Origin of the sequence: Pseudaquabacterium terrae, assembly GCF_013266755.1 — a bacterium.
Lineage (GTDB): Bacteria > Pseudomonadota > Gammaproteobacteria > Burkholderiales > Burkholderiaceae_C > Pseudaquabacterium > Pseudaquabacterium terrae.
In genome coordinates, this window is the sequence record NZ_JABRWJ010000015.1 from 23127 (window position 1) to 45617 (window position 22491).

16 protein-coding genes are annotated in these 22491 nt (G+C 71.3%); 6 read left to right on the forward strand and 10 right to left on the reverse strand.

Going from position 1 to position 22491, the window contains the following annotated elements; genetic code table 11:
- Positions 1 to 17 precede the first annotated feature (17 nt).
- Together HLB44_RS33345 and HLB44_RS33350 are read left to right on the forward strand one after the other, a co-directional pair.
- Complete coding sequence (locus HLB44_RS33345) at positions 18 to 2132, forward strand: 3-hydroxybutyrate oligomer hydrolase family protein (RefSeq protein ID WP_173134011.1); 2115 nt, start codon at positions 18 to 20, stop codon at positions 2130 to 2132.
- Positions 2133 to 2149: 17 nt separating this feature from the next.
- A complete protein-coding gene (locus HLB44_RS33350; RefSeq protein WP_173134014.1) occupies positions 2150 to 2995 on the forward strand; it encodes an alpha/beta fold hydrolase in 846 nt (281 codons plus the stop codon).
- Between the two features lie 15 nt (positions 2996 to 3010).
- On the opposite strand, the gene HLB44_RS33355 is transcribed toward HLB44_RS33350, so the two are convergent.
- Complete coding sequence (locus HLB44_RS33355) at positions 3011 to 5431, reverse strand: PAS domain-containing sensor histidine kinase (protein ID WP_173134017.1); 2421 nt, start codon at positions 5429 to 5431, stop codon at positions 3011 to 3013.
- A 60-nt stretch (positions 5432 to 5491) separates the two neighbouring features.
- Positions 5492 to 6601: an ABC transporter substrate-binding protein gene (locus tag HLB44_RS33360; RefSeq protein WP_173134020.1), complete on the reverse strand. Its 1110-nt coding sequence runs from the start codon at positions 6599 to 6601 to the stop codon at positions 5492 to 5494.
- Positions 6602 to 6836: 235 nt separating this feature from the next.
- On the opposite strand from HLB44_RS33360, the gene uvrA reads away from it, so the two are divergent.
- A complete protein-coding gene (uvrA, locus tag HLB44_RS33365) occupies positions 6837 to 12545 on the forward strand; it encodes an excinuclease ABC subunit UvrA (RefSeq protein WP_173134023.1) in 5709 nt (1902 codons plus the stop codon).
- A 6-nt stretch (positions 12546 to 12551) separates the two neighbouring features.
- Here uvrA and HLB44_RS33370 read toward each other — a convergent pair whose 3' ends face one another.
- Positions 12552 to 13697 carry a trans-sulfuration enzyme family protein gene (locus tag HLB44_RS33370; RefSeq protein ID WP_173134029.1) on the reverse strand — a complete coding sequence of 382 codons (1146 nt, stop codon included), beginning with the start codon at positions 13695 to 13697 and terminating at the stop codon, positions 12552 to 12554.
- Positions 13698 to 14111: 414 nt separating this feature from the next.
- Here HLB44_RS33370 and HLB44_RS38430 point away from each other — a divergent pair, with 414 nt between their 5' ends.
- Positions 14112 to 14216: a hypothetical protein gene (locus HLB44_RS38430; protein ID WP_425500892.1), complete on the forward strand. Its 105-nt coding sequence runs from the start codon at positions 14112 to 14114 to the stop codon at positions 14214 to 14216.
- On the opposite strand, the gene HLB44_RS33380 is transcribed toward HLB44_RS38430, so the two are convergent.
- The 3 genes from HLB44_RS33380 to HLB44_RS33390 all read right to left on the reverse strand — a co-directional run bounded on the left by HLB44_RS33380 (position 14198) and on the right by HLB44_RS33390 (position 16840).
- Positions 14198 to 14437 carry a hypothetical protein gene (locus tag HLB44_RS33380; RefSeq protein ID WP_173134031.1) on the reverse strand — a complete coding sequence of 80 codons (240 nt, stop codon included), beginning with the start codon at positions 14435 to 14437 and terminating at the stop codon, positions 14198 to 14200. The genes HLB44_RS38430 and HLB44_RS33380 overlap by 19 nt on opposite strands.
- Positions 14438 to 14510: 73 nt before the next feature.
- Entirely contained in the window at positions 14511 to 16163 is a 1653-nt protein-coding gene (locus tag HLB44_RS33385; RefSeq protein WP_173134035.1) for a phosphoethanolamine transferase, read from the reverse strand.
- Positions 16157 to 16840: a phosphatase PAP2 family protein gene (locus tag HLB44_RS33390; protein ID WP_173134038.1), complete on the reverse strand. Its 684-nt coding sequence runs from the start codon at positions 16838 to 16840 to the stop codon at positions 16157 to 16159. Before HLB44_RS33390 ends, HLB44_RS33385 begins: the two co-directional genes overlap by 7 nt.
- A gap of 67 nt (positions 16841 to 16907) precedes the next feature.
- Between HLB44_RS33390 and HLB44_RS33395 the strand changes: the two genes are divergently transcribed.
- Together HLB44_RS33395 and HLB44_RS33400 are read left to right on the forward strand one after the other, a co-directional pair.
- Positions 16908 to 17585 (forward strand): response regulator transcription factor, encoded by a 678-nt coding sequence (locus tag HLB44_RS33395; RefSeq protein WP_173134041.1) that lies wholly within the window; start codon positions 16908 to 16910, stop codon positions 17583 to 17585.
- A complete protein-coding gene (locus HLB44_RS33400; protein ID WP_173134044.1) occupies positions 17582 to 18931 on the forward strand; it encodes a histidine kinase dimerization/phospho-acceptor domain-containing protein in 1350 nt (449 codons plus the stop codon). The genes HLB44_RS33395 and HLB44_RS33400 overlap by 4 nt, the downstream gene beginning before the upstream one ends.
- 20 nt (positions 18932 to 18951) lie before the next feature.
- Here the strand turns inward: HLB44_RS33400 and HLB44_RS33405 are convergent, their stop codons facing one another.
- The 4 genes from HLB44_RS33405 to msrP all read right to left on the reverse strand — a co-directional run bounded on the left by HLB44_RS33405 (position 18952) and on the right by msrP (position 22485).
- Entirely contained in the window at positions 18952 to 19554 is a 603-nt protein-coding gene (locus HLB44_RS33405) for a hypothetical protein (RefSeq protein WP_173134047.1), read from the reverse strand.
- 111 nt (positions 19555 to 19665) lie between these two features.
- On the reverse strand, positions 19666 to 20817 hold the full coding sequence (locus HLB44_RS33410) for a tetratricopeptide repeat protein (protein ID WP_173134050.1): 1152 nt from the start codon (positions 20815 to 20817) through the stop codon (positions 19666 to 19668).
- Between the two features lie 59 nt (positions 20818 to 20876).
- The gene (locus HLB44_RS33415; RefSeq protein WP_173134053.1) at positions 20877 to 21512 is read right to left on the reverse strand and encodes a ferric reductase-like transmembrane domain-containing protein; all 636 of its coding nucleotides are present in this window, start codon (positions 21510 to 21512) and stop codon (positions 20877 to 20879) included.
- 10 nt (positions 21513 to 21522) lie between these two features.
- The gene (gene msrP, locus HLB44_RS33420) at positions 21523 to 22485 is read right to left on the reverse strand and encodes a protein-methionine-sulfoxide reductase catalytic subunit MsrP (RefSeq protein ID WP_173134056.1); all 963 of its coding nucleotides are present in this window, start codon (positions 22483 to 22485) and stop codon (positions 21523 to 21525) included.
- Positions 22486 to 22491 lie beyond the last annotated feature (6 nt).

Genomic DNA, 22491 nt, shown 5'->3' on the forward strand with positions numbered 1-22491 from the left:
AAGGACACATCATCGTGATGACAAGACAGCGCAAGCTGCTGATCTGTGCCGCAGCGGCCACCCTGCTCGCCGCATGCGGCGACGACACCGAGGTCACCAGCGGGCCGGTGATCGAGTTCAACGCCAAGCCGGCCTATATCGGCACGGTGCGCAGCACCAGCTACGACGGCAATGCCGACGACCTGCTGACGGCCGGCCTCGGCCGCAGCGGCCTGGCCTCGGCGGTGGCGCCGACGACCTCGGCGACGCCGACCGCCGCCGAGCTGCGCCGGCTGACGATCTACAACAACTACCGTGCGCTGGTCGACATGACGGCGAACGGCGGCTATGGCGTCTTCTACGGCCCCGGCATCACCGCCGAAGGCACTGCGCCGACCAGCGAAGGCAAGATCGCCGGAACCGAGCTGCTCACGTTCAGCGACGACGGCAGCGGACGCCGCAACGTCACGCTGATGGTGCAGATCCCCGACAGCTTCTCGCCCGACAACGCGTGCATCGTGACGGCCACGTCGTCCGGCTCGCGCGGCGTCTACGGCGGCATCTCCACCGGCGAGTGGGGCCTGAAGCGCGGCTGCGCGGTGGCCTACACCGACAAGGGCACCGGCGGCGCGCCGCACGATCTGGCCAACGACACCGTGCCGCTGATCGACGGCACGCGCTCCAGCGCCGCCAGCGCCGGCGCGACCGCACAGTTCCGCGCCAACCTGACCGCCGCCGAGCTTGCTGCGCTGAACACCGCGACGCCGAACCGCTTCGCCTTCAAGCATGCGCATTCGCAGCAGAACCCCGAGAAGGATTGGGGTACGTCCACGCTGCAGGCGGTCGAGTTCGCGTTCTGGGCGCTCAACGAGAAGTACGGCGCGCTGCTCGATAACGGCCAACGCGAGCGGCGGCTGAAGGCCTCGAACACGCTGGTGATCGCGTCCAGCATCTCCAATGGTGGCGGCGCCGCGATCGCCGCGGCCGAAGCCGACGCCGGTGGGCTGATCGATGGTGTCGCGGTCGCCGAGCCGGCGGTCGAGCTGCCGGCCAACCCGGGCGTCACGGTGCAGCGCGGTGTCGCGCCGGTGCCGCTGGCGGCGAAGACGCTGGTCGACTTCACCAGCTATGCCAACCTGTTCCAGAGCTGCGCCGCGCTGTCGACGCAGACGGCCGGCGCGCCCGGCGCGGCCTTCGTTGTCGCCGCGTTCGCGACCAACCGCTGTGCGTCGCTGAAGGCCAAGGGCCTGCTGGCCGCCGACACCCCGGCCGCGCAGGCCGACGAGGCGCTGCAGAAGCTGCGCGACTACGGCTGGGAGCCGGAGGCCGCGATCCTGCATGCCTCGCACGCGGCCTTCGAGGTCGCGTCGGCGGTCACGGTGACTTTCGCCAATTCGTTGTCGCGCTCGAGCGTCAAGGACCATCTCTGCGGCTACAGCTACGGCTCGACCACCGCCGCCGGCGTGCCGAATGCGCTGGCGCCGGCGCCGCTGGCGACGATGGCCGCCACCGGCAACGGCGTGCCGCCGTCGTCCGGCGTGCAGCTGATCAACAACCTGAGCCCCGGCGCGCCGTTGCGCGACCTGTTCTCGTTCTCGCCGTCGACGATGCGGCAGGACTTCAACCTCGACGGCGCGTTGTGCCTGCGTGATCTGCTGAGCGGCAGCAGCGCGCCGGCGCAGGCGCTGCGCAGCGGTCTCGACGAAACCCGGCGCAGCGGCAACCTGCGCGGCAAGCCGGCGCTGATCGTGCACGGCCGCGCCGATGCGCTGCTGCCGGTGAACCACACCTCGCGGCCCTACACGGCGCTGAACAAGAAGGTCGAGGGCGCGGCCAGCAAGCTGTCGTACATCGAGGTTGCCAACGCCCAGCACTTCGACGGCTTCATCGGCCTGCCCGCGCTGCTGCCGGGTTACGACAGCCGCTACGTGCCGCTGCACCTGTACCTGAACCGGGCGCTCGACGCGATGTACGCGCACTTGAAGAACGGCACGGCGCTGCCGGCGAGCCAGGTCGTGCGCACCGTGCCGCGCGGCGGCACGCCGGGCACTGCGCCGGCCCTGACGGCGGCCAACGTGCCGGCCATTGCAGCGGCGCCGGCCGCCGCCAATGCCATCACGATGAGCGGCACCACGCTGACCGTGCCGGACTGATCCAAGGACTGCGAGCGATGAGCGCCTTCAGCTCCCACTACCTGCGCTGCGAAGGGCGCGAGCTGCACTACGTCGAGTGGGGTGCGCAGCACGACGAGGTGGTGATCGCCTGGCACGGCCTCGCGCGCACCTGCCGCGACATGGACGACATCGCCGCGCAGCTCAGCACGCGCTACCGCGTGATCTGCCCGGACACGATCGGCCGCGGCCTGTCGCAATGGAGCCCGGATCCGGATGCCGAGTACTGCCTCGACTTCTATGCCCGCCTCGCCGAATCGCTGGTCGACCAGCTCGGCATCCGGCAGTGCCATTGGCTCGGCACCTCGATGGGCGGTGCGATCGGGTTGAAGTCGGCGGCGACGCGGCTGCGCGGCCGCATCCGCCGCCTGCTGATCAACGACATCGGCGCCGAGGTGGCGCCGCCGGCGTTGCAGCGCATTCGCAACTACGTCGGCCATCCGGAGGCCTTCGCGACGGTCGGCGAGCTGGAGCAGTACTTCCGCACCGTCTACAAGCCCTACGGCTGGCTGAGCGATGCGCAGTGGCGGCGGCTGACCGAGACCAGCACCCGCCGCCTGCCCGATGGCCGCGTGACGTCGCACTACGACCCGGCGATCGTGCGCCAGTTCATCGCCCATCCGAACGACTACGACCAGTGGGACGCCTGGGACAGCCTCGAGCTGCCGGTGCTGGTGCTGCGCGGCATCGATTCGGACCTGCTGCTGCCCGACGTCGCCGACGCGATGCGCTCGCGCGGCCCGCAGGCCGTCGTCGTGACGATCGACGGCTGCGGCCATGCGCCGGCGCTGAACACGCCGGAGCAGTTCGCGCTGGTCGAGCGCTTCTTCGCCGGCACGGCCTGAGCCGCTCGCTCGGCGCTAGCCGCTGCTGCGCGGCGAATTCAGCCACTGGCTGAGCGCCTTGCGCAGCACCTCCAGCGCCAGCGGCTTCGTCAGCACGCCGTCCATGCCGGCGGCCAGGCAGGCGTTGCGGTCGCTGGCACCGGCATGCGCCGTCAACGCGATGATCGGCGCCCCGGGCCAGCGGCCGGCGCGCTGCAGCTCGCGCAGCCGGCGGGTGGCCTCCAGCCCGTCCATACCCGGCATCTGCAGGTCCATCAGCACCAGCGTCGGCGGCCGGTCGAGGCAGGCGTCCACCGCCTGCGCGCCGTCGCCGGCGGTGCGCACCGCGAGCCCGAGGGTGCGCAGGAATTCCTGGCCGATCATCTGGTTCACCGGGTTGTCCTCGACCAGCAGCACCTCGGCGCCGGCCGGCCAGCGCGGCAGGTCGGGTGTCGGCGCGGGGCGCGGGGCCGTGGCGGCATCGGCCGCCCGCGTGGCCTCCATGTCGTCGAACTGCGCCAGCACCGCCGGCGCCATCGGCGTCACCGCGCGCCCGATGCCGAGGTGGCGCGCCTGCGCTTCGAGCCCCGGGTCGTGCCAGTCGGGCCGGATCAGCAGGTGCATGGGAACGCCGGGCAGCGCGTGCCGCAGCGGCGCCAGGTCGAGGCCGGTGTGCAGCGAGAACTCCGACAGCAGCACCAGTTGCGGCCGCTGCTGTTCGGCGGCCTGCAGCACCTGATCGAGGCTGGCCAGCAGCCGAACCTGCCAGCCCAGGCGCCGCAGCCGGCGCGCCAGCCACTCGCCGCCGGCGGTGGAGGTGCTGACCAGCCAGGCCATGCCGCGGCGGCGCGGCGCCGCCAGCGGCATGTTGCCGGGCGCCGGCGCCAGGCGCAGCTTCAGCGTGAAGCGCGCGCCGCCGGAGGGCGGGCTGTCGAGCGTGATGTCGCCGCCCATGTCGAGCGCCAGCGCGCGCGAGATCGCCAGGCCCAGGCCGGTGCCGCCGTGCTCGCGCGCCAGGCTGTCGTCGCCTTGCTCGAAGGCGTCGAAGATGCGCTCGCGCCGCGCCGGCGGAATGCCGGGGCCGGTGTCCTCGACGGCGAGCGTGACATCGAGCAGCCCGTCGGGCGCGTCCATCACGTTGACGGTCACGCCGATCTGGCCGCGCTGCGTGAACTTCGCGGCATTGCCGATCAGGTTGGTGGCGATCTGGCGCAGCGCGCGTTCGTCGCCGATCACCGGCCCGTCGCGGCCGACCCAGTCGAACATCAGCTTGACGCCGCGCTCGCGCACCATCGGCATCATGCCGCGCATCGTCGCGATCAGCGCCTGCACGAGGTCGAACGGGCGCGGCTTCAGCTCGGCGTGGCCGGCCTCGACGCGCGAGAAATCGAGCACCGCGTTGATCACCTGCAGCAGCGTCTCGCCCGAGCGCCGCGCGGTCTCCAGGTACCGCTGCTGCTCGGGCAGCGTCGCGACGCGCTGCGCCAGCTCGAGCATGCCGAGCACGCCGTTCAGCGGCGTGCGGATCTCGTGGCTCATGTGGGCGACGAAGCGCGATTTCGCGGCATTCGCGCGCTCGGCCTCGATCTGCCGCTCGCGCGCCAGCTTCAGCGCCGATTCGAGCCGCGCGGTGCGCTCGGCCACCAGCGCCTCGAGTTGCGCGCGCGTGCCCTCGAGCTCGTGGCGCTGCAGCGTCTGCTCGTGCACGTCGGCCAGCATGCCGGTGAGCAGTTTGCGGCCGTCGGGCAGGCGCTCGGCGCGGCCACGCTGGCGATACCAGCGGTATTCGCCGCCGCCGTGGCGGAAGCGGTAGTCGAGCTCCCAGCGCCGGCCCGCGCGCATCGCCGCGCCGACGACCTGGCGGAAGCGCTCGTGGTCGTCCGGATGCAGCCGTTCGAGCAGCGCTTCGGGCGCGGTCGGCGCATCCTCGCGGCGGAAGCCGATCAGCTCGAGGTAGCGGTCGGTCATGTAGAGGCCCGGCTCGCCGAGCACGCGCTCGAACAGGCCTTCGGCCGACGCGTCGACCGCGCGCTCGAAGCGCCGCGTCAGCGCCAGCAGCGATTGCTGCGCGCTCTTCTCGGCATGCACGTCGCTGACCGCGCCGGTGATGAAGGCCGGCCGCCCGTCATCGCCCGGCCAGACGCGGCCGCGGCCGCGCACCCAGCGCCACTGGTCGCGTGCATCGAGGTAGCGCAGCTCGTAGGTGAAGTGGCCGAGCGTCGCGAGCGCCTGCTGGTAGCGGGCGAGGAATTCCGGCAGGTCGTCGGGATGAACGCGGGCGTTGACGACATCGCGGTCGTCCGGCAGCGCCTCGGGCGCAAAACCGAACAGCTCGCGAAAGCTCGGCGAGTACCAGCTGGTGTCGTGCAGCAGGTCACGTTCCCAGTAGCCGTCGCGCGAGCCGGCGGCGACGCGCTCCAGCCGCTGCAGGCGCTCGCGCAGGTGCTCGTCGGCCATCGCAGCGCTTCCGGCGCGCTACGGACTGCGGTGGGGATCGGGCCGCATGGCTTCAGCCGCCTAACGTTTGAAGCGACCGTCCGCGCCGACGATCGACAGTTCCGAATAGACCAGGCCGGTGTGGTCGCTCGGCGAGTAGCTGACCTCGAGCCCGCCGATGTCGACCCGGTTCATGCTGTCGAGCGCCCGCTGCAGGCCGCTGCGGCTGGCATCCTTGCCGGCGCGGCGCAGGCCTTCGACCAGCACCTTGGCGGCCGCGAAGCCTTCGAGCATCGCCGGCGACACCTCGCCCAGGCCCTTGGCGACCGCCAGGTCGTGGGCTTCCTTGACGATCGGCGCGGCCAGCGAACGTTCGTACGGGAACACCTGGCTGACGATGGTGCCGCGCGCATGGTCCTTCAGCGACTTGACGAAGCCCGTCGACGCATTGTTCGACAAGGTCACCAGCTGGGCCCGCGAGCCGGCCGTTCGCAACTGGTTGACGCCGTCGACGACCGCGTCGCCCGAGCCGATGAACATCACCGCCTGCGCCTGCGAGGCGACGACCTTCGGCACGATGGCGCTGAAGTCGGGCTTGCTGCGGTTGTACTTCTCGTGCAGCACCGGCGCCTGCGCGGCGATCTTGAAGCCCTTCAGCGCGCCGATCGCGGCATCGGCGCCGAACGGATCGTCGACCTGGATGATCGCGATCTTCTGCATGCCGATCGAGGCCAGGTGCTGCACCGCGCGCTCGGCTTCGCGCTGGTAGGTGGCGCGCACGTTGTAGACCCACGGGTTGACCGGCTGGTGCAGCGCCATCGCGCCGGTCGACGGGCCGATCAGCGGCAGCTTGTGCTCGGCCAGCAGCGGCAGGATGGCCTGCGAGTGCGGCGTGCCGCGGGTCAGGAACAGCGCGACCACGCCCTGGTCGATCAGCTTCTTGGCGTTCTCGGCGGCGCGTTCGGGCTTGAAGTTGTCGTCGAGCGACAGCAACTCGATCGGCTGGCCGGCGACGCCGCCCTTGGCGTTGACCGCGTCGAGGTAGAGCTTCGCGCCTTCGGTGATCTCCTTGACGCCGGCGGCGACCGGGCCGGTGAAGCCCGCGGTCTGCCCGACCTTGATCTGCGCCGTCGCGGCGCCCTGCCACAAGCCCAATGCAATCAGCCAGCCCCACAACTGCCACGCTTTCATGCCTTGTCTCCTTTTGTGACGTGCATTCTGTGCTCAGCAACCGGGGTTTCGTCATTACGTAGGAACCGCAGGACCGGTGATCGATTGCTCGATCCGCGCCGTGGCGGGCGCGCGCCGCGCTGCTGACACCCCGTTGTCAGCAGGGATGCGGGGCCCGCCCGACAGCGCAGGAAGGTCAGGGTCGGCTGCATAGAATGCCCCGCTCCGCCCCCTCGTGGGCCGTCCCGAGCGCCCCATGACCGGCCGCGATCTCCCGCCCGACTCCCTCCGCTCCGGTGCCGGCCTGATCCGCATCCGCGGCGCACGCCAGCACAACCTGAAGAACCTCGACCTCGACATCCGCACCGGCGAGATGACGGTGGTCACCGGGCCCTCGGGCTCGGGCAAGTCGAGCCTGGTCTTCGACACGCTGTACGCCGAAGGCCAGCGCCGCTACGTCGAGACCTTCAGCGCCTACGCGCGCCAGTTCCTCGACCGCATGGACCGGCCGGCGGTCGACAAGGTCGACGGCGTGCCGCCGGCGATCGCCATCGACCAGACCAATCCGGTGCGCACCTCGCGCTCGACGGTCGGCACGATGACCGAGCTGAACGACCACCTGAAGCTGCTGTTCGCGCGCGCGGCCGAGCTGTTCGACCAGCAGACGGCGCAGCGCGTGCGGCACGATTCGCCGGAGACGATCTACGCCGATCTGGTCGAGCGGGCAGCGGCGGCGGGTGATCCGCGCATCGTCATCACCTTCCCGGTCGAGCTGCCGGAGAACGTCACGCCCGACGAGGTCGAGCAGTGGCTGTCCGCCAGCGGCTTCACGCGCGTGCAGGCCGAACGCATCGTCAATCACCGCAAGCTGCTCGATGTCGTGGCCGACCGCTTTCGGATCGCCGGCACCGAGAAGGCGCGGGTGATCGAGGCGATCGAGCTGTCGCTGCGCCGCGGCAGCGGCCGCGTCAACGCCTACGCTTCCACGAATGGCGACGCCGCTGAACTGTGGCGTTATTCGACCGGCCTGCACTGCCCCGACAGCGACCTGCGCTACGCCGACCCGCAGCCGGCCCTCTTCAGCTTCAACTCGGCCTTCGGCGCCTGCGAGGCCTGCCGCGGTTTCGGCCGGGTGATCGGCGTCGACTTCGGCCTGGTGATCCCGGACCACCGCAAGACCTTGCGCGCCGGCGCGATCAAGCCGCTGCAGACACCGGCCTGGAAGGAGTGCCAGGACGACCTGATCAAGTACGCCGGCGAGGCCGGCATCCCGCGCGACACCGCGTGGAGCCAGCTGTCGCAGGCGCAGCGCGACTGGGTCATCGAAGGCTCGCCGCACTGGACCGGCAAGTGGAATCAGCAGTGGTACGGCGTGCGCCGCTTCTTCGGCTACCTGGAGAGCAAGGCCTACAAAATGCACATCCGCGTGCTCTTGTCGAAGTACCGCAGCTACACGCCCTGCGAGAGCTGCGGCGGCGCGCGGCTGAAGACCGAGGCGCTGCTGTGGCGGCTGGGGTCGCGCGCCGATGCCGATGGCGTGATGGCGGGCGACAAGCGCTTCCTGCCGCGGGGCACGACGTGGTCGCGCGCACAGCTCGAAGCCTTGCCGGGGCTGGCGCTGCACGACCTGATGCTGCTGCCGATCGATCGGCTGCGGCGCTTCTTCGACGGGCTGTCGTTGCCCACCACGATGCTCGACGAAGCGCTGAAGCTGCTGCTCGACGAGATCCGCACGCGCATGCGCTACCTTTGCGACGTCGGCCTCGGCTACCTGACGCTGGACCGCCAGAGCCGCACGCTGTCCGGCGGCGAGGTGCAGCGCATCAACCTGACGACGGCGCTCGGCACCTCGCTGGTCAATACGATGTTCGTGCTCGACGAACCGTCGATCGGCCTGCATCCGCGCGACATGAACCGCATCGTCGAGGCGATGCACCGGCTGCGCGACGCCGGCAATACGCTGGTCGTCGTCGAGCACGATCCGGCGGTGATGCTGGCCGCTGACCGGCTGATCGACATGGGCCCCGGCCCCGGCGAGCGCGGCGGGCAGATCGTCTTCGACGGCACGCCCGACGAGGCGCGCTACGCCGACACGCTGACCGGCGCCTACCTCGGCGCGCGCAAGCACGTCGGCATCGGCATCCGGCGTTTCGTCAACGAGGCGACGCCGAAGCTGATCCTCGAAGGCGCGCGCGAGCACAACCTGAAGAACGTGCACGTCGAGCTCCCGCTGCAGCGGCTGACGGTGGTCACCGGCGTCTCGGGCTCGGGCAAGAGCACGCTGGTGCAGGACGTGCTGGTGCCGGCGCTGCTGCGCCACTTCGGCAAGCCGACCGAAGGCGCCGGCGAGCACGACCGGCTGCTCGGCACCGACTGGCTCGCCGACGTGGTGTTCGTCGACCAGAGCCCGATCGGCAAGACCGCGCGCTCGAACCCGGTGTCCTACGTCGGCGCCTTCGACGAAGTGCGCAAGCTGTTCGCGCAGGCGCCGCTGGCGCTCGAGCGCAACTACGGCGCCGGCATGTTCAGCTTCAATGCCGGCGACGGGCGCTGCGCGACCTGCGGCGGCTCGGGCTTCGAGCACGTCGAGATGCAGTTCCTGTCCGACGTCTACCTGCGCTGCCCGGATTGCGACGGCAAGCGCTTCCGCGCCGAGCTGCTCGAGGTGAAGCTGACGCGCGGGCCGTACCAGCTGTCGGTGGCCGACGTGCTGGAGCTCACCGTCGCCGAAGCCTGCATCGTCTTCAGCGGCGACATCGGCGTGATCGCGCGGCTGCAGCCGATCGTCGACGTCGGCCTCGACTACGTGCGGCTCGGCCAGCCGGTGCCGACCTTGTCCGGCGGCGAGGCGCAGCGGCTGAAGCTGGCCGGCTTCCTGGCCGAGGCGGCGAGCGGGCCGCGGCAGCCGGCGGCGAAGAAGGGCACGCTGTTCCTGTTCGACGAGCCGACCACCGGGCTGCACTTCGACGACATCGCGAAGCTGATGCGCAGCTTGCGCAAGCTGCTCGAGGCCGGCCACTCGCTGATCGTCATCGAGCACAACCTCGACGTCATCCGCAGTGCCGACTGGATCGTCGACCTCGGGCCCGAAGGCGGCGAGGGCGGCGGCGAGATCGTCTGCACCGGCACGCCGGAGGACGTCAAGGCGCATGGCAGCTCGCACACCGGCCGCGCACTTCGCGAGTACGAGACGGCGCTCGGCGTCGGCGGCCACCGGGTCGAGGAGGGGCGCCCGCTGCAGCTGGTCGCCAAGGCCGCGCGTGATGCGCGCAAGCTGATCGATCAATCGATCCGCATCGTCAACGCCAGGGAACACAACCTGAAGTCGCTGAACGTCGACATCCCGCGCGGCAAGTTCAGCGTCATCACCGGCGTCTCCGGCTCGGGCAAGAGCACGCTGGCCTTCGACATCCTGTTCAACGAGGGCCAGCGGCGCTACCTCGAATCGCTGAACGCCTATGCGCGCAGCATCGTGCAGCCGGCCGGGCGGCCCGAGGTCGACGCGGTCTACGGCATCCCGCCGACGGTGGCGATCGAGCAGCGGCTGTCGCGCGGCGGGCGCAAGAGCACGGTGGCGACGACCACCGAGGTCTGGCACTTCCTGCGCCTGCTGTGGGTCAAGCTGGGGCTGCAGTACTGCGTCAACGACGGCGCCGAGGTGCGGCCGCAAAGCGTCGAGAGCATCGCCGCGCAGCTGCTGCGCGACTACAAGGGCCAGCACGTCGGCCTGCTCGCGCCGCTGGTGGTCAACCGCAAGGGTGTCTACACCGACCTCGCGAAATGGGCCAAGGCGCGTGGCCACTCGCACCTGCGCGTCGACGGTGAGTTCCTGAAGGTCGACCCGTGGCCGCGCATCGACCGCTTCAAGGAACACACGATCGAGCTGCCGGTCGGCGACGTGATCGTCCATGCCGACGACGAGACCGCGCTGCGGGAGCTGCTGGCGAAGACGCTGGAGCTCGGCAAGGGCGTGCTGCACCTGCTGGCGCCGCTGGACGGGCTGGCCGGCGCGATGGCCACCGGCGGCGCCACCGGCCGCATCGGCGCGCTGAAGGTCTTCTCGACCAAGCGCGCCTGCCCGCAATGCGGCACGAGCTACCCCGAGCTCGACCCGCGCATGTTCTCGTACAACAGCAAGCACGGCTGGTGCACCACCTGCGTCGGCACCGGGCTGACCTTGACGCGCGAGCAGCGCAAGGCCTACGACGACTCGGTGCGCAACGACGACGACAAGGGCCGCGAGCAGAGCTTCCCGTCGGAAGAGATCGAGCCCGAAGGCCTGGGCGGCGAGCCCTGCCCCGATTGCGAGGGCACGCGGCTGAACCCGGTGTCGCGCGCGATCCGCTTCGACACCCAGGCGATCACGACGGTCGCGCAGTGGTCGGTCGGCGAGGCGCGGCAGTGGGTCGAAGGGCTGAAGCTGATCGGCCGTGATGCGGCGATCGCGCGCGACGTGGTCGTCGAGATCCGCAACCGGCTCGAGTTCCTCGAAGAAGTGGGCCTCGGTTATCTGACGCTGGACCGCGCGGCGCCGACCTTGTCCGGCGGCGAGGCGCAGCGCATCCGCCTGGCCGCGCAGCTCGGCAGCAACCTGCAAGGTGTCTGCTACGTGCTCGACGAGCCGACGATCGGCCTGCATCCGCGCGACAACGGCATATTGCTCAAAGCGCTCGGCCGGCTGTCGGACCAGGGCAATACGCTGGTCGTCGTCGAGCACGACGAGGACACGATCCGCCGCGCCGACCACATCATCGACATCGGGCCCGGCGCCGGCAAGCGCGGCGGCCGGCTGATCGCTCAAGGGCGCTCGGAGGAGCTGGCGCGGCATCCCGATTCGCTGACCGGCCGCTTCCTCGCGCATCCGCTGAAGCACCCGCTGCAGCCGCGGCGCACCGTCAACCTGGCGACCTTCCAGCTCGGGCTGCAGGGTGCCGAGCTGCACAACCTGAAGCAGATCAACGTGCAGGTGCCGCTGCAGCGGCTGGTCGCGGTGACCGGCGTCTCGGGCTCCGGCAAGAGCACGCTGGCGCGCGACGTGCTGCTGGCCACCGTGCAGACCGCGGTGACGCTGAAGGGCACCAAGGCGGGCCGCGACTCGCTGGCCGGCAAGGGCCTCGCGCTCACCGGCTGCACGGGCCTGACCGGCTACGAGATCATCGACCGCGTGCTCGAGGTCGACCAGACGCCGATCGGCAAGACGCCGCGTTCCTGCCCGGCGACCTACATCGGCTTCTGGGATCCCGTGCGCCGGCTGTTCACCGAGACGCTGGAAGCCAAGGCGCGCGGCTACGCGGCCGCGCGTTTCAGTTTCAACACCGGCGACGGCCGCTGCGCCGCGTGCGAAGGCCAGGGCGTGCGCACGATCGAGATGAGCTTCCTGCCCGACGTCAAGGTGCCGTGCGACCAGTGCCACGGCATGCGTTTCAACCCCGAGACGCTGGCTGTCAGCTGGCGCGGAAAAAGCATCGGCGAGGTGCTGCGGATGGAGGTCGACGAGGCGGTCGAGTTCTTCGCCTCGATGCCGACGATCGCGCATCCGCTGAAGCTGCTGCAGGACGTCGGCCTCGGCTACCTGACCTTGGGCCAGCCGTCGCCGACGCTGTCCGGCGGCGAGGCGCAGCGCATCAAGCTCGTGACCGAGCTGTCGAAGGTGCGCGACGACATCACGCGCCGCGGCAACAAGCCGCCGCACACGCTGTACGTGCTCGACGAGCCGACCGTCGGCCTGCACATGGCCGACGTCGAGAAGCTGATCCGCGTGCTGCACCGGCTGGTCGACGGCGGCCACAGCGTGGTCGTCATCGAGCACGACCTCGACGTCATCGCCGAAGCCGACTGGGTGCTCGACCTCGGCCCCGAAGGCGGCAACGCCGGCGGCACGGTGGTCGCGGCCGGGCCGCCGGAGCTGCTGGTCGCGCGCGGCACGCACACCGGGCGGGCGCTGAAGCCGGTGCTGGCGCGCTGAGGGCGCTCACATCTGCGCGAAGGCCTGCGCGAGGTCGTCGCACAGGTCGCCGGCATCTTCGAGGCCGACGTGCAGGCGCACCAGCCGTCCTTCGTCGGGAAGCGTTGTCAGGCCGCGCAGGTGGTGCGGCACGGCGGGCAGCACCAGGCTTTCGAAACCGCCCCAGCTGGTGCCGAGCGAGAACAGCTGCAGTCCATCGACGAGGCGCGCGAATTGCGCTTCGCTGCACGGCTGCAGCTCGATGCTGAATGGTCCGCCGGCGCCGCTGAACTGCTGCCGCCACAGCGCGTGGCCTGGATCCGACTCGAGCGCAGGGTACAAGACACGACGGACCTCGGGTCGCGTCTGCAGCCAGTGCGCGACCGCCAAGGCCGTTTCCTGATGACGCCGCATGCGCACGGCCAGCGTGCGCAGCCCGCGCAGCGCCATCCAGCAGGCGTCGGGCGTCGCATGCGTGCCGCTGCGGTCGCAGTAGGAGCGCACGGGCGCCATCGCGTCGTGCGTGCCGGTGATCAGGCCGAGCAGGCCGTCCGAATGCCCGCCGATGAACTTGGTCGCCGCATGGATCGACAGGCTGATGCCGAGCGCATGCGGTCGAAAGAACACCGGCGTGCCCCAGGTCGAATCGCAAGCCACCGGAATGCCGCGCGCGGACGCTGCGGCGCAGATCGCACGCAGGTCGAGCATCTGCATCGTCAGCGAGGCCGGCGTCTCGACGCAGACCAGGCTGGTCGTGCTGCGCAGCCGGTGCGTGATGTCCTCGTCGTGCGCGAAGGTCTCGATCAGCGTTCCAGCGCGGGCCAGCTCGGTCTCGGCGTACGTCCGCGCCGGACCGTAGAGGCCGGCGCACAGCAGCAGGTGACGCCCCGGGCCGGCATGCGCCGCGAGCACGGCGGTGAGCGCCGCGAGTCCGCTGGCCGTGGCGATGCAGGCCTCGGTGCCTTCGAGCGCGGCCATCGTGCGCTGCAGCTCGAACGTCGTCGCGGTGCCGGAACGGCCGTAGCGCGGCGCATCGAAGAGCCGCCCGTGTTGCGCCTGCTTGTAGGCCGCGAGGCGGTCGAAGACGATGGTCGATGCGCGCACGATCGGCGGGTTGACGGCGGCGGCGGCCGTCTCGCGGCCGAGGTGGACGAGGGCGGTGTCGGTGTGCATGCGGCGATACTGCCGCGGCATGTCGACGATCGAACGCCAGAAAGCATCGCCGAAGCGCCAAGCCGCCGCAGCGCCTTCGCCCGGCGCGGGCTTCGCTGTGCTGGCCCGAACGCATGCACGCGGCACGCTGCTGCCGTTCGAGGCCAACGGCGACGCAACGCTGCAACGCCTGGCCGCGCGGCTGCTGCTGCACGCGCTGCGCGAGACGCCGGCACTGGCCAGCGATCTGCGCGAAGCCGCGCTGGCAGGCGACGCTCGCCGATTGCGCGGCGCTGGCGGCGATGTCCGAGCGCAGCTTCAGCCGCCATTTCAGCGCCGAGCTCGGCATGAGCTTTCGCGCGTGGCGGCAGCGCGCGCGCATCGTCGGCTCGCTCGACGCGCTGAGCGCGGGACGCGGGACGCTCGGTCAAGCAGATCGCGCACCGGCTCGGCTTCGGCAGTGCGGCGGCGTACACCGCGGCCTTCCGCGCGCTGCTGCACGCGACGCCGCGCGAATTCCGTCAGACGTCGAGCTCGTAGACCTCGGCTGCGGCGCGCGCCGTCGGCGTGCTGCCGGCGAGCGCGCGGTCCCACTCGGGTGCGCCGGCGCTGCGGGTCGGCGCCAGGCCGGTGGTCATCACTGCAATCTCTTCCGTCCCGGCGTCGAACTCGGCGACGCGAACGCGCGCGGCGGTGAACAGCATCGCGGTGCTGGCACCGTCGCTGTCGATGATCACCAGGAACCTCGCGGGCGCTTGCATGCTCTCTCCGGCGTCGGGTGTGCGCCGAGTGTGCCGCAAGTTTCGCGCCGCCATGCTGTCGCCGGCGTGCCGTTCAGGGCTGGCGGCAGGCGCGGTAGAAGTCGCGCTCGGGCCGGTAGGCGCTGGTCTGCACGTCGAGCAAGCCGAGCACCGAGTGGAAATAGTGCTCGTGGCCGAGCCGCTCGTCGCGGCGTTGCTGCAGGCAGCCGGCGGCCACGCCGCTGCGTCGCGCGAAGGCGGGCGAGAACCAGCTGATCCAGGCGACGTGCTTCTGCACGTCCGGCGCGACGGCGTACGGCAGGCCATGCAGGTAGAGGTTGTGCTCGCCCAGCGATTCGCCGTGGTCGGCGACGTAGAGCAGCGCGCTGTCGGCGGCCTCGCCGCGGGCCTGCAGCCAGCGGATCGTCGCGGCCAGGAAGCGGTCGGTGTAGGCGATGCTGTTGTCGTAGGCATTGACCAGCGCCGGGTGCTCGCAGTCCTGCAGCGCCACGCTGCGGCACTCCGGCTGGAAGTGCTTGGCGTCGGGCGGCGAGCGCCGGTGATAGGCCGGGCCGTGGCTGCCCATCTGGTGCAGCACCAGCACCGTGCCGCGCGCGCGGCGCTCGACCGGCAGCGCGGCCAGGCGCTTGTCGAGCCCGTCGAGCAGGATCTCGTCGAGGCACTCGCCGTCGGGGCACAGCGTCGGGTGCCGCAGCGCGCTGGTGTTGACGTTCGGCACGCGGTCGCACACCCCTTTGCAGCCGGCCTGGTTGTCCAGCCACAGCACCGCCAGGCCGGCGTGCTGCAGCACGTCGACGAGCGTGTCGTGGTCGGCGTCGCGGCTGTCGAATTCCTCGCGCGCGAGGTGCGAGAACATGCAGGGCACCGACGCGGCGGTGCTGGTGCCGCAGGACCAGGCATTGCGCTGGCTGGTGACGTCCAGCGCGGCCAGCGCCGGCGTCGTCGGGCGCGCATAGCCGTTGAGCGCGAAGTGGTCAGCGCGCGCGGTCTCGCCGAGCACCAGCACGAGCAGCGGTGCGCGGTCGGTGCGGCCGGCCAGTGCTGCGATGCGCGCATCGGTGCCCAGCGGCTGGCGCGTGGTCGCCTGCGCCGGCCGGCCGACGCCGAGCTTGGCCAGCGCCTGCAGGCTGTTGAGCGGGTTGACCAGGTGCCGCAGCTCGCGGTGCCCGCGCGACAGCGCCGCCAGCGGCTGGTAGGCCGCCAGCACGGTGCCCACCAGAACGGCCAGCGCGCCGGCGAACAGCAGCAGGTTGGCGCGCAGCCGGCCCGGCCAGCGTCCCCAGTCGACCGGCGCGCGCACGATCCACCAGGCCGGAACGATGCCGAGCAAAGTGAGCGTCAGCAGCAGGCGCCCGCTCAGCAGGTCGCGCGCTTCGTGCAGGTCGGTCTGCAGCACGTTGGCCAGCATCGTGCTGTCGATGACGATGCCGTAGGCCCACATGAAATGGCTGCCGGCGGCGGCGGCCAGCAGCAGCAGCGCGAGCGCGGGCTTCAGCGACCGGCGCCAGGCGAACGGCGCGAGCACCAGCGCCAGCGCCGCGCCGATCGCCAGCGCGACGCCGGCAGCCAACGCCGCACCGCGCCAGCCATCGAGCGCGCCCAGCCGGTGCAACGCACGCCACAGCGCCAGGTTGCCGGCGCTGGCCATCCATAGGCAGCCCAGCAGGGCCAGCGTGATCGGCGACCAGCCGTGCCGGCCGGGGCTGCGTGCGCGGTCGCTCAGCATGGGACCGGCGACGCGGCGGTGGTCCGCCGATACAACAGATCGGCGCAGCCGGCGATGACCCAGCACAGCCAGCCGCTCCACAGCGTGTGGCTCATGAAGTGCGCCCCGCGCCATTGCTGCGCCAGTCCGAAGACCAGGCCGGCCAGCAGCGCCGCGGCGAACCAGGCGCGGGCCAGCGCCGGCTGGTCGGTCCGAAACACGAAATAGCCGCCGAAAAAGCAGAAGCCGGCGCTGGCGTGGCCGGCCGGGAAGCAGTGGCCGCTGCCGCCGTCCGAGTGCAGGAAGCCGATCCAATGGTCGACCCGCTGCGCCACGCCGCCGAAGTCGGCCAGGTCCCAGGGGCAGCTGGTCGCGTTCAGGCCCTTCGGCAGCGCGACCGCCAGCGCGGCGGCGAGGGGCGTGGCCGCCAGCTGCATGCGGCGCGCGCTGTCCAGCTGCCGCAGCGGGCCGACGGGCCACCATACGCCCAGTGACAGCGCCAGCACCAGCGCCCACGAGACGCGCCGGCCGCCTTCGTGCAGCAGCGAGGTCAACAGCCAGTGTTCGCGCCAGGCGAATCCCAGCGGGCCGCCGGCCAGTCCGGCCACCAGCCGGTCGCCGCCGCTGGCCTCCCAGGCCAGCAGCAGCGGGATCGACAGGGCGGCCGTGGCCACCGAGGGGAAAGGGCGTGCTTGCATCGGCGCGCAAGGTAGGCCCGGCCGCTTAAGACAGGCTTAAGCGCCGCGCCGCGCGGACAATCGCTGCATGCGGGTCTTGGTGGTCGAGGACGACGACGGCATTGCCGAGGGCTTGCGTGCTCATCTGCGCCAGCAGGGCTGCGCGGTCGACCGCTGCGCGACGCTGGCGCAGGGCTGGGCCGCGCTGCAGGCCGAGGCGTTCGACCTGCTGCTGCTGGACCTGGGCCTGCCCGACGGCGATGGCAGCACGCTGCTGCAGCGGCTGCGCCGCAGCCCGCCCGGCGGCCTGCCGGACCCGCAGCTGCCGGTGCTGGTGATGACCGCACGTGATGCGGTGGCCGCGCGCATCGCGGCGCTCGATCTCGGCGCCGACGACTACGTCACCAAGCCGTTCGACCGCGACGAGCTGGCCGCGCGCATGCGGGCGCTGCGCCGCCGTGCCGCCGGCCGGGCGCTGCCCGGCCTGCACATCGGCGACACCGTGCTCGAGCCGGCGACGCGCACCGCGCAGCGGGCCGGCCGGCCGGTCGAGCTGTCGGCGCGCGAGTTCGACGTGCTGCTGGCACTGGCCGAGGTGCGGCCGCGCGTGCTGTCGCGCCAGCAGCTCGAGGCGCGGCTGTACGACTGGGACAGCGGCCCCGACAGCAACGCGATCGAGGTGCACGTGCACCGGCTGCGCCGCAAGCTCGGCGAGGGCGTGATCCGCACGCTGCGCGGCGTCGGCTACTTCGTGCCCGCCGAATGACGATGCGCGCACCGCGCACGCTGCTGGGCCGGCTGCTCGCCTGGGCGATCGGCGCCTTCGTGCTGGTCTGGATCGGCTTTGCGCTGATCGGCTTCGCGACCGGACAGCACGAAGCCGACGAACTGACCGACGGGCACCTGGCGAGCGTCGCCGCTTTGCTGCTGAGCCAGACCAGCAACCAGTTCGACGAGGTGCGCGAGCCGCTGGTCGGCATCGACGGCGGCGGCTCGTCGATGCGCGATCACGACTACCAGCGCTCGATGAGCGTTGTCGTGTGGGATGCGCAGGGTCGCGTGATCAGCCGCACCGGCGATGCGCCGGCGCCGCCCTTCGAGGTCGGCGAAGGCTTCGCCAACCTGTCGCTGGGCACGCCGGCCAGCGAGTGGCGCACCTTCACGCGCTGGAAGCACGACCGCAGCCGGCGCGTGATGGTGCTGCTGAGCATGGCCGAGCGCGACGACCTGGCCTGGGACATCGGCACCCAGGTGATCGAGCCGGGCTGGTGGTTCCTGCCGGTCCTGACGCTGGTGCTGGGCCTGGCGATCCGGCGCGGCCTGGAGCCGTTGAACGCGCTGTCGCAACAGGTGCATGCGCTCGACGTGCAGCGCGCGACGCCGCTGGCCCCCGCCGAGCGCCCGCACGAGCTCGCAGCGCTGGCCGACGCGATCAACACGCTGGTGGCGCGCTACCACGCGGCGCTGGGCCGCGAACAGCAGCTGGCGAGCGAGCTGGCGCATGAGCTGCGCACGCCGCTGGCGTCGTTGAGCCTGCATGCGGGTGCGCTGCGCGGCGCGATGGCTGAGCCCGAGCGGCAGGAGTCGTTGCAGCGCATCGAGCACGACGCGCTGCGCGCCGGGCAGTTGCTGACCGAGCTGCTGGCATTGGCCCGCGCCAGCCGCGCGGAGCTGGCCGAAGCCGCGGCGCCGCTCGACCTGGCCGCGCTGGCGCGGCGGGTGGTCGCCGAGTACGGCCAGGCAGCGCTCGACAGCGGCCACGAGCTCGGCGTCGCCGCGCCGGCGGCGTGGACCATCGACGGGCATGCGCTGCTGCTCGAGATGGCCTTGCGCAACCTGATCGACAACGCGCTCGCGCACACGCCGCGCGGCAGCCGCGTCGAGGTGCAGCTCGATGCCGCGGCCGGCTGGCTGCAGGTGTGCGACGACGGCGCGCACCAGCCGCCGGACGCGCCGCCGGCCGCCACGGGCACGCATGCGCTCGGGCTCGGGCTCGGGCACCGCGTGGTCGAGAAGATCGCCGCGATCCATGGCGGATCGTTCGCGGCCGTGCCACCGCCGCCCGGCTTCGGCACCTGCTATCGCTTCCGTTTCGCGGCCGCCTCGGCCTAGGATGTCGGCCCCGCGCCGCGCTACATCAGCAGCGTCGACCCCGGCGCCAGCGGCAGCTCGCCGCCGGCATCCCGTGCGGCGCGCGCCAGGTCGCCGTTCAGGCCCATCAGGCTGATCGCGCGGTTCTGCATCGTCGCGGCATCGTCGTGGTCGCCGCAGCGCTCGAGCACGTCGCTGATGCGCAGCAGCACCTTGACTTCCCACTGCGCGTCGCTGGTCTGGCCGGCCAGGCTGGCGGCCTCGAAGGCATGGTCACGCGCACGCTCGAGCGCATTGCGCATGACCTGGGGATCGTCCTCGCCGGCGGCCTGCGCGGCTTCAGCGATCGCGCAGGTGACCTCGGACAGCTCGCAGACCAGGTCGACGCGCGCGTCGGTGCCCGGCACCAGCACGGTCCAGCGCAGCGACTGCATCAGGTAGTCCTCGGCCGCACCGAACGCGCCGAGCGCCTTCAGGCAGCGTGCGACCTGCGCCAGCGCGTTGCTGACGTCGGCCGGTCGGCCGCGCAGCTCGGCGGCGTCGAGCGCGCGCATCGCGAGCGTCAGCGCCTGGCGCGCAAAACCTTCGGGCAGACCGCGCTCGGCGCGATCCTTCAGGGCGGCGAGGGAACGGTCGGACTTCATGGGATTCGATGCTAGGCGTGCCGCCGGCCGCTGCCTTCCCCGCAAGCCCGGGGGAGCGGGGGCGGGGATTCGTGACCGGCATCACGCCGGGGGGTGGGCGCCCGGCGGCGTTCAGCCGCGCTGCAGCGGCATCGGCGCGCTGGCGAACGGCGCCGGCGCCGAGGCGAGCGCCAGGTCGATGTCCTGCCGGTTGACCATCAGCCGGGCTTGCGCGCGCGCCTGCAGCGACAGCCGCTGCATCTCCATTGCGTGGTAGGCCTCGAAGTGCTTCAGCGCCGGCTCGAACTGGCCGAGCGCCTTGTACGACTGGTGCAGCGCGCGGTGCACGCGCATGCGCGTGATCGCGTGGTCGTGCTGGCGTAGGCCTTCGAGCGTTGCCTGCAGCTCGGTCAGCGCATCGGCGTGCCGGCCCTGCATCATGCGCAGCTCGCCGAGGTTGTAGCGCGTGCGCAGCTCGACGGCGCGGTAGCCGCGCTCGCGCGCCAGTTCGATCGTGCCCTGCAGCAGCGTCTCGCCGGCGTCGAACTCGCCGAGCAGCGACAGGATCTCGCCGAGGTTGCCGCGCACGACGCCCTGGCGATAGGCATCGGCGCCGCGATCGACCAGCAGCAAGACCGCCTCGGCGTGCACGCGGCTGCGCTGCAGGAAGGCATGCGCGCTGGCGTTCTCGCCGCGCTGGCTCAGCAGGTGATAGGCGCCGATGCCGGTCGCGGCCAGGTTGTTCAGCGCCATCATCTCGGCGCCTTCGTCACCCACCTGGCGGGCCTGCTGCAACGCGCTGAGCAGGTATTGCTCGCCGCGCTCGGGGTCGCCCAGCCGCTCGTGGCAGATGCCGAGCCGGTTCAGCGCCTCGATCTCGCGCGCGGGCAGGCGATGACGGCGCGCCAGGTCGAAGGCGGCGGCGGCGTGGCGCAAGGCTTCCTCGTACAGGCCCAACTCGGTGAAGGCGGTGGCGATCAGGCAGTGGGTTTCGCAGCTCGGGCCGGGATCGGCCAGCTGCTGCCACAGCACCAGCGCGCGGCGGGCGGTGAGCGCGGCGTCCTCGAACAGGCCGAGCCGCCATTGATGGGTGGCCAGCAGGTGGAAGGCGCGGGCCAGCTCGGCGGCCGGCAGCGACTGCAGCTGCGCCCGCTCGATCGCCAGCTGGGCTTCATCGGCACCTTGCGCGTGCCGCCCTTCGGCCAGCGCCCGTATCGACGCCTGCAGCCGGTCTGCGAACTCGGCATCGCTGGTAGGTTGGGGCGGTAAGGCTGTCTCGGTCATCGGGCGCGCCGATTGCGAGGCCGCATTGTCGCGCTGCGGCGCCGGCCGCGCCAAGCTCGTTACCGAGCGTCAGCCGGCGTGCGGGCCCGCTTGATGAACACCCGGCCGGCCAGCTTGCGTAGCCGCCAGCCGAGCAGCAGCGCGACGAACAGCGCGTAGATCGACCACTCGGCGAAGTCGTTCTTGCCGGCGCGCATCCAGAAGAAATGCAGCAGTCCGAGCAGCACGATGGCGTAGACCAGCTTGTGCAGCATCTTCCAGCGCGCCGCGCCGAGCGCCTTGATGGCGCGGTTGAACGAGGTCGCGGCGAGCGGCGTCATCAGCAGCAGCGCCAGCGTGCCGACGAGGACGAACGGGCGCTTCGGGATGTCGCGCACGATGTCGTCCAGCACGAGGCCCATGTCGAGCCAGGCGTAGCACAGGAAGTGCAGCACGGCGTAGAAGAACGCGTACAGGCCGGTCATTCGGCGCAGCCGCGCCAGCGCGCTCCAGCCGCTGATCTCGCGCAGCGGCGTGATCGCCAGCGTGATGCACAGGAAGCGCAGCACCCAGTCGCCGGTGCCGCGGATCAGCGCCTCGGCCGGGTTGGCGCCGAGCGTGTTGGCGATCGCGCCCCAGAGCAGCTGCGCGAACGGCAGCAATGCGAGCAAGAACAGCACCGGCTTGGTCGCCGGGTGCAGCAGCAGCTTGTTCACCGGCGCCGCGTCAGAAGTTCTTCGCCAGGTCGAGCCCGCTGTAGAGCTGGCCGACCTGCGGCTCGTAGCCGTTGAACATCAGCGTCGGCCGCTTCTTCGCGAAGATGCCGCCGGCGTCGCCGATGCGCCGCTCGGTGGCCTGGCTCCAGCGCGGGTGGTCGACCTTCGGATTGACGTTCGAGTAGAAGCCGTATTCCTGCGGCGCGGCCTTGACCCATGCAGTGTTCGGCTGCTTCTCGACGAACCGAATCTTGACGATCGACTTGCCGCTCTTGAAACCGTACTTCCACGGCACGACCAGGCGCACCGGCGCGCCGTTCTGGTTCGGCAGCACCTCGCCGTACATGCCGAAGCTCAACAGTGTCAGCGGGTGCATCGCCTCGTCGAGGCGCAGGCCCTCGACGTACGGCCACTCGAGCACGCGAGAGCCGACATAGGGCATCGTCTTCGGGTCGGCCAGCGTGATGAACTCGACGTACTTCGCGTTGCCGGTCGGCTCGACCTGCTTGATCAGCTCGGCCAGCGAATAGCCGATCCACGGGATCACCATCGACCAGCCTTCGACGCAGCGCAGCCGGTACAGGCGCTCTTCCATCGGCGACAGCTTCAGCAGCTCGTCGAGGTCGTAGGTCTTCGGCTTCTTGACCGCGCCTTCGACGGCAACGGTCCACGGCCGCGTCTTCAGCGTGTGCGCATTGCGCGCCGGGTCGGACTTGTCGGTGCCGAACTCGTAGAAGTTGTTGTAGCTGGAGGCGTCGTTGAAGGCGGTCGGCACCGTCATCGCGTTGGCGCCGGCCACGTTGCTGGGCGTCGCGGCGAGCTTCGCGCCCTTGCCCTGCGCGACGGCCGCGCCGCCGAAGGCCAGCGCGGCGCTGCCGAGCAGCCAGTCGCGCCGGCGCAGGTAGAGGTCGCGCGGCGTGATCTCCGAGGCGACGGAGTGGATGAATCCGCGGTCTTTGGGCAACAACAGCATGGTGCT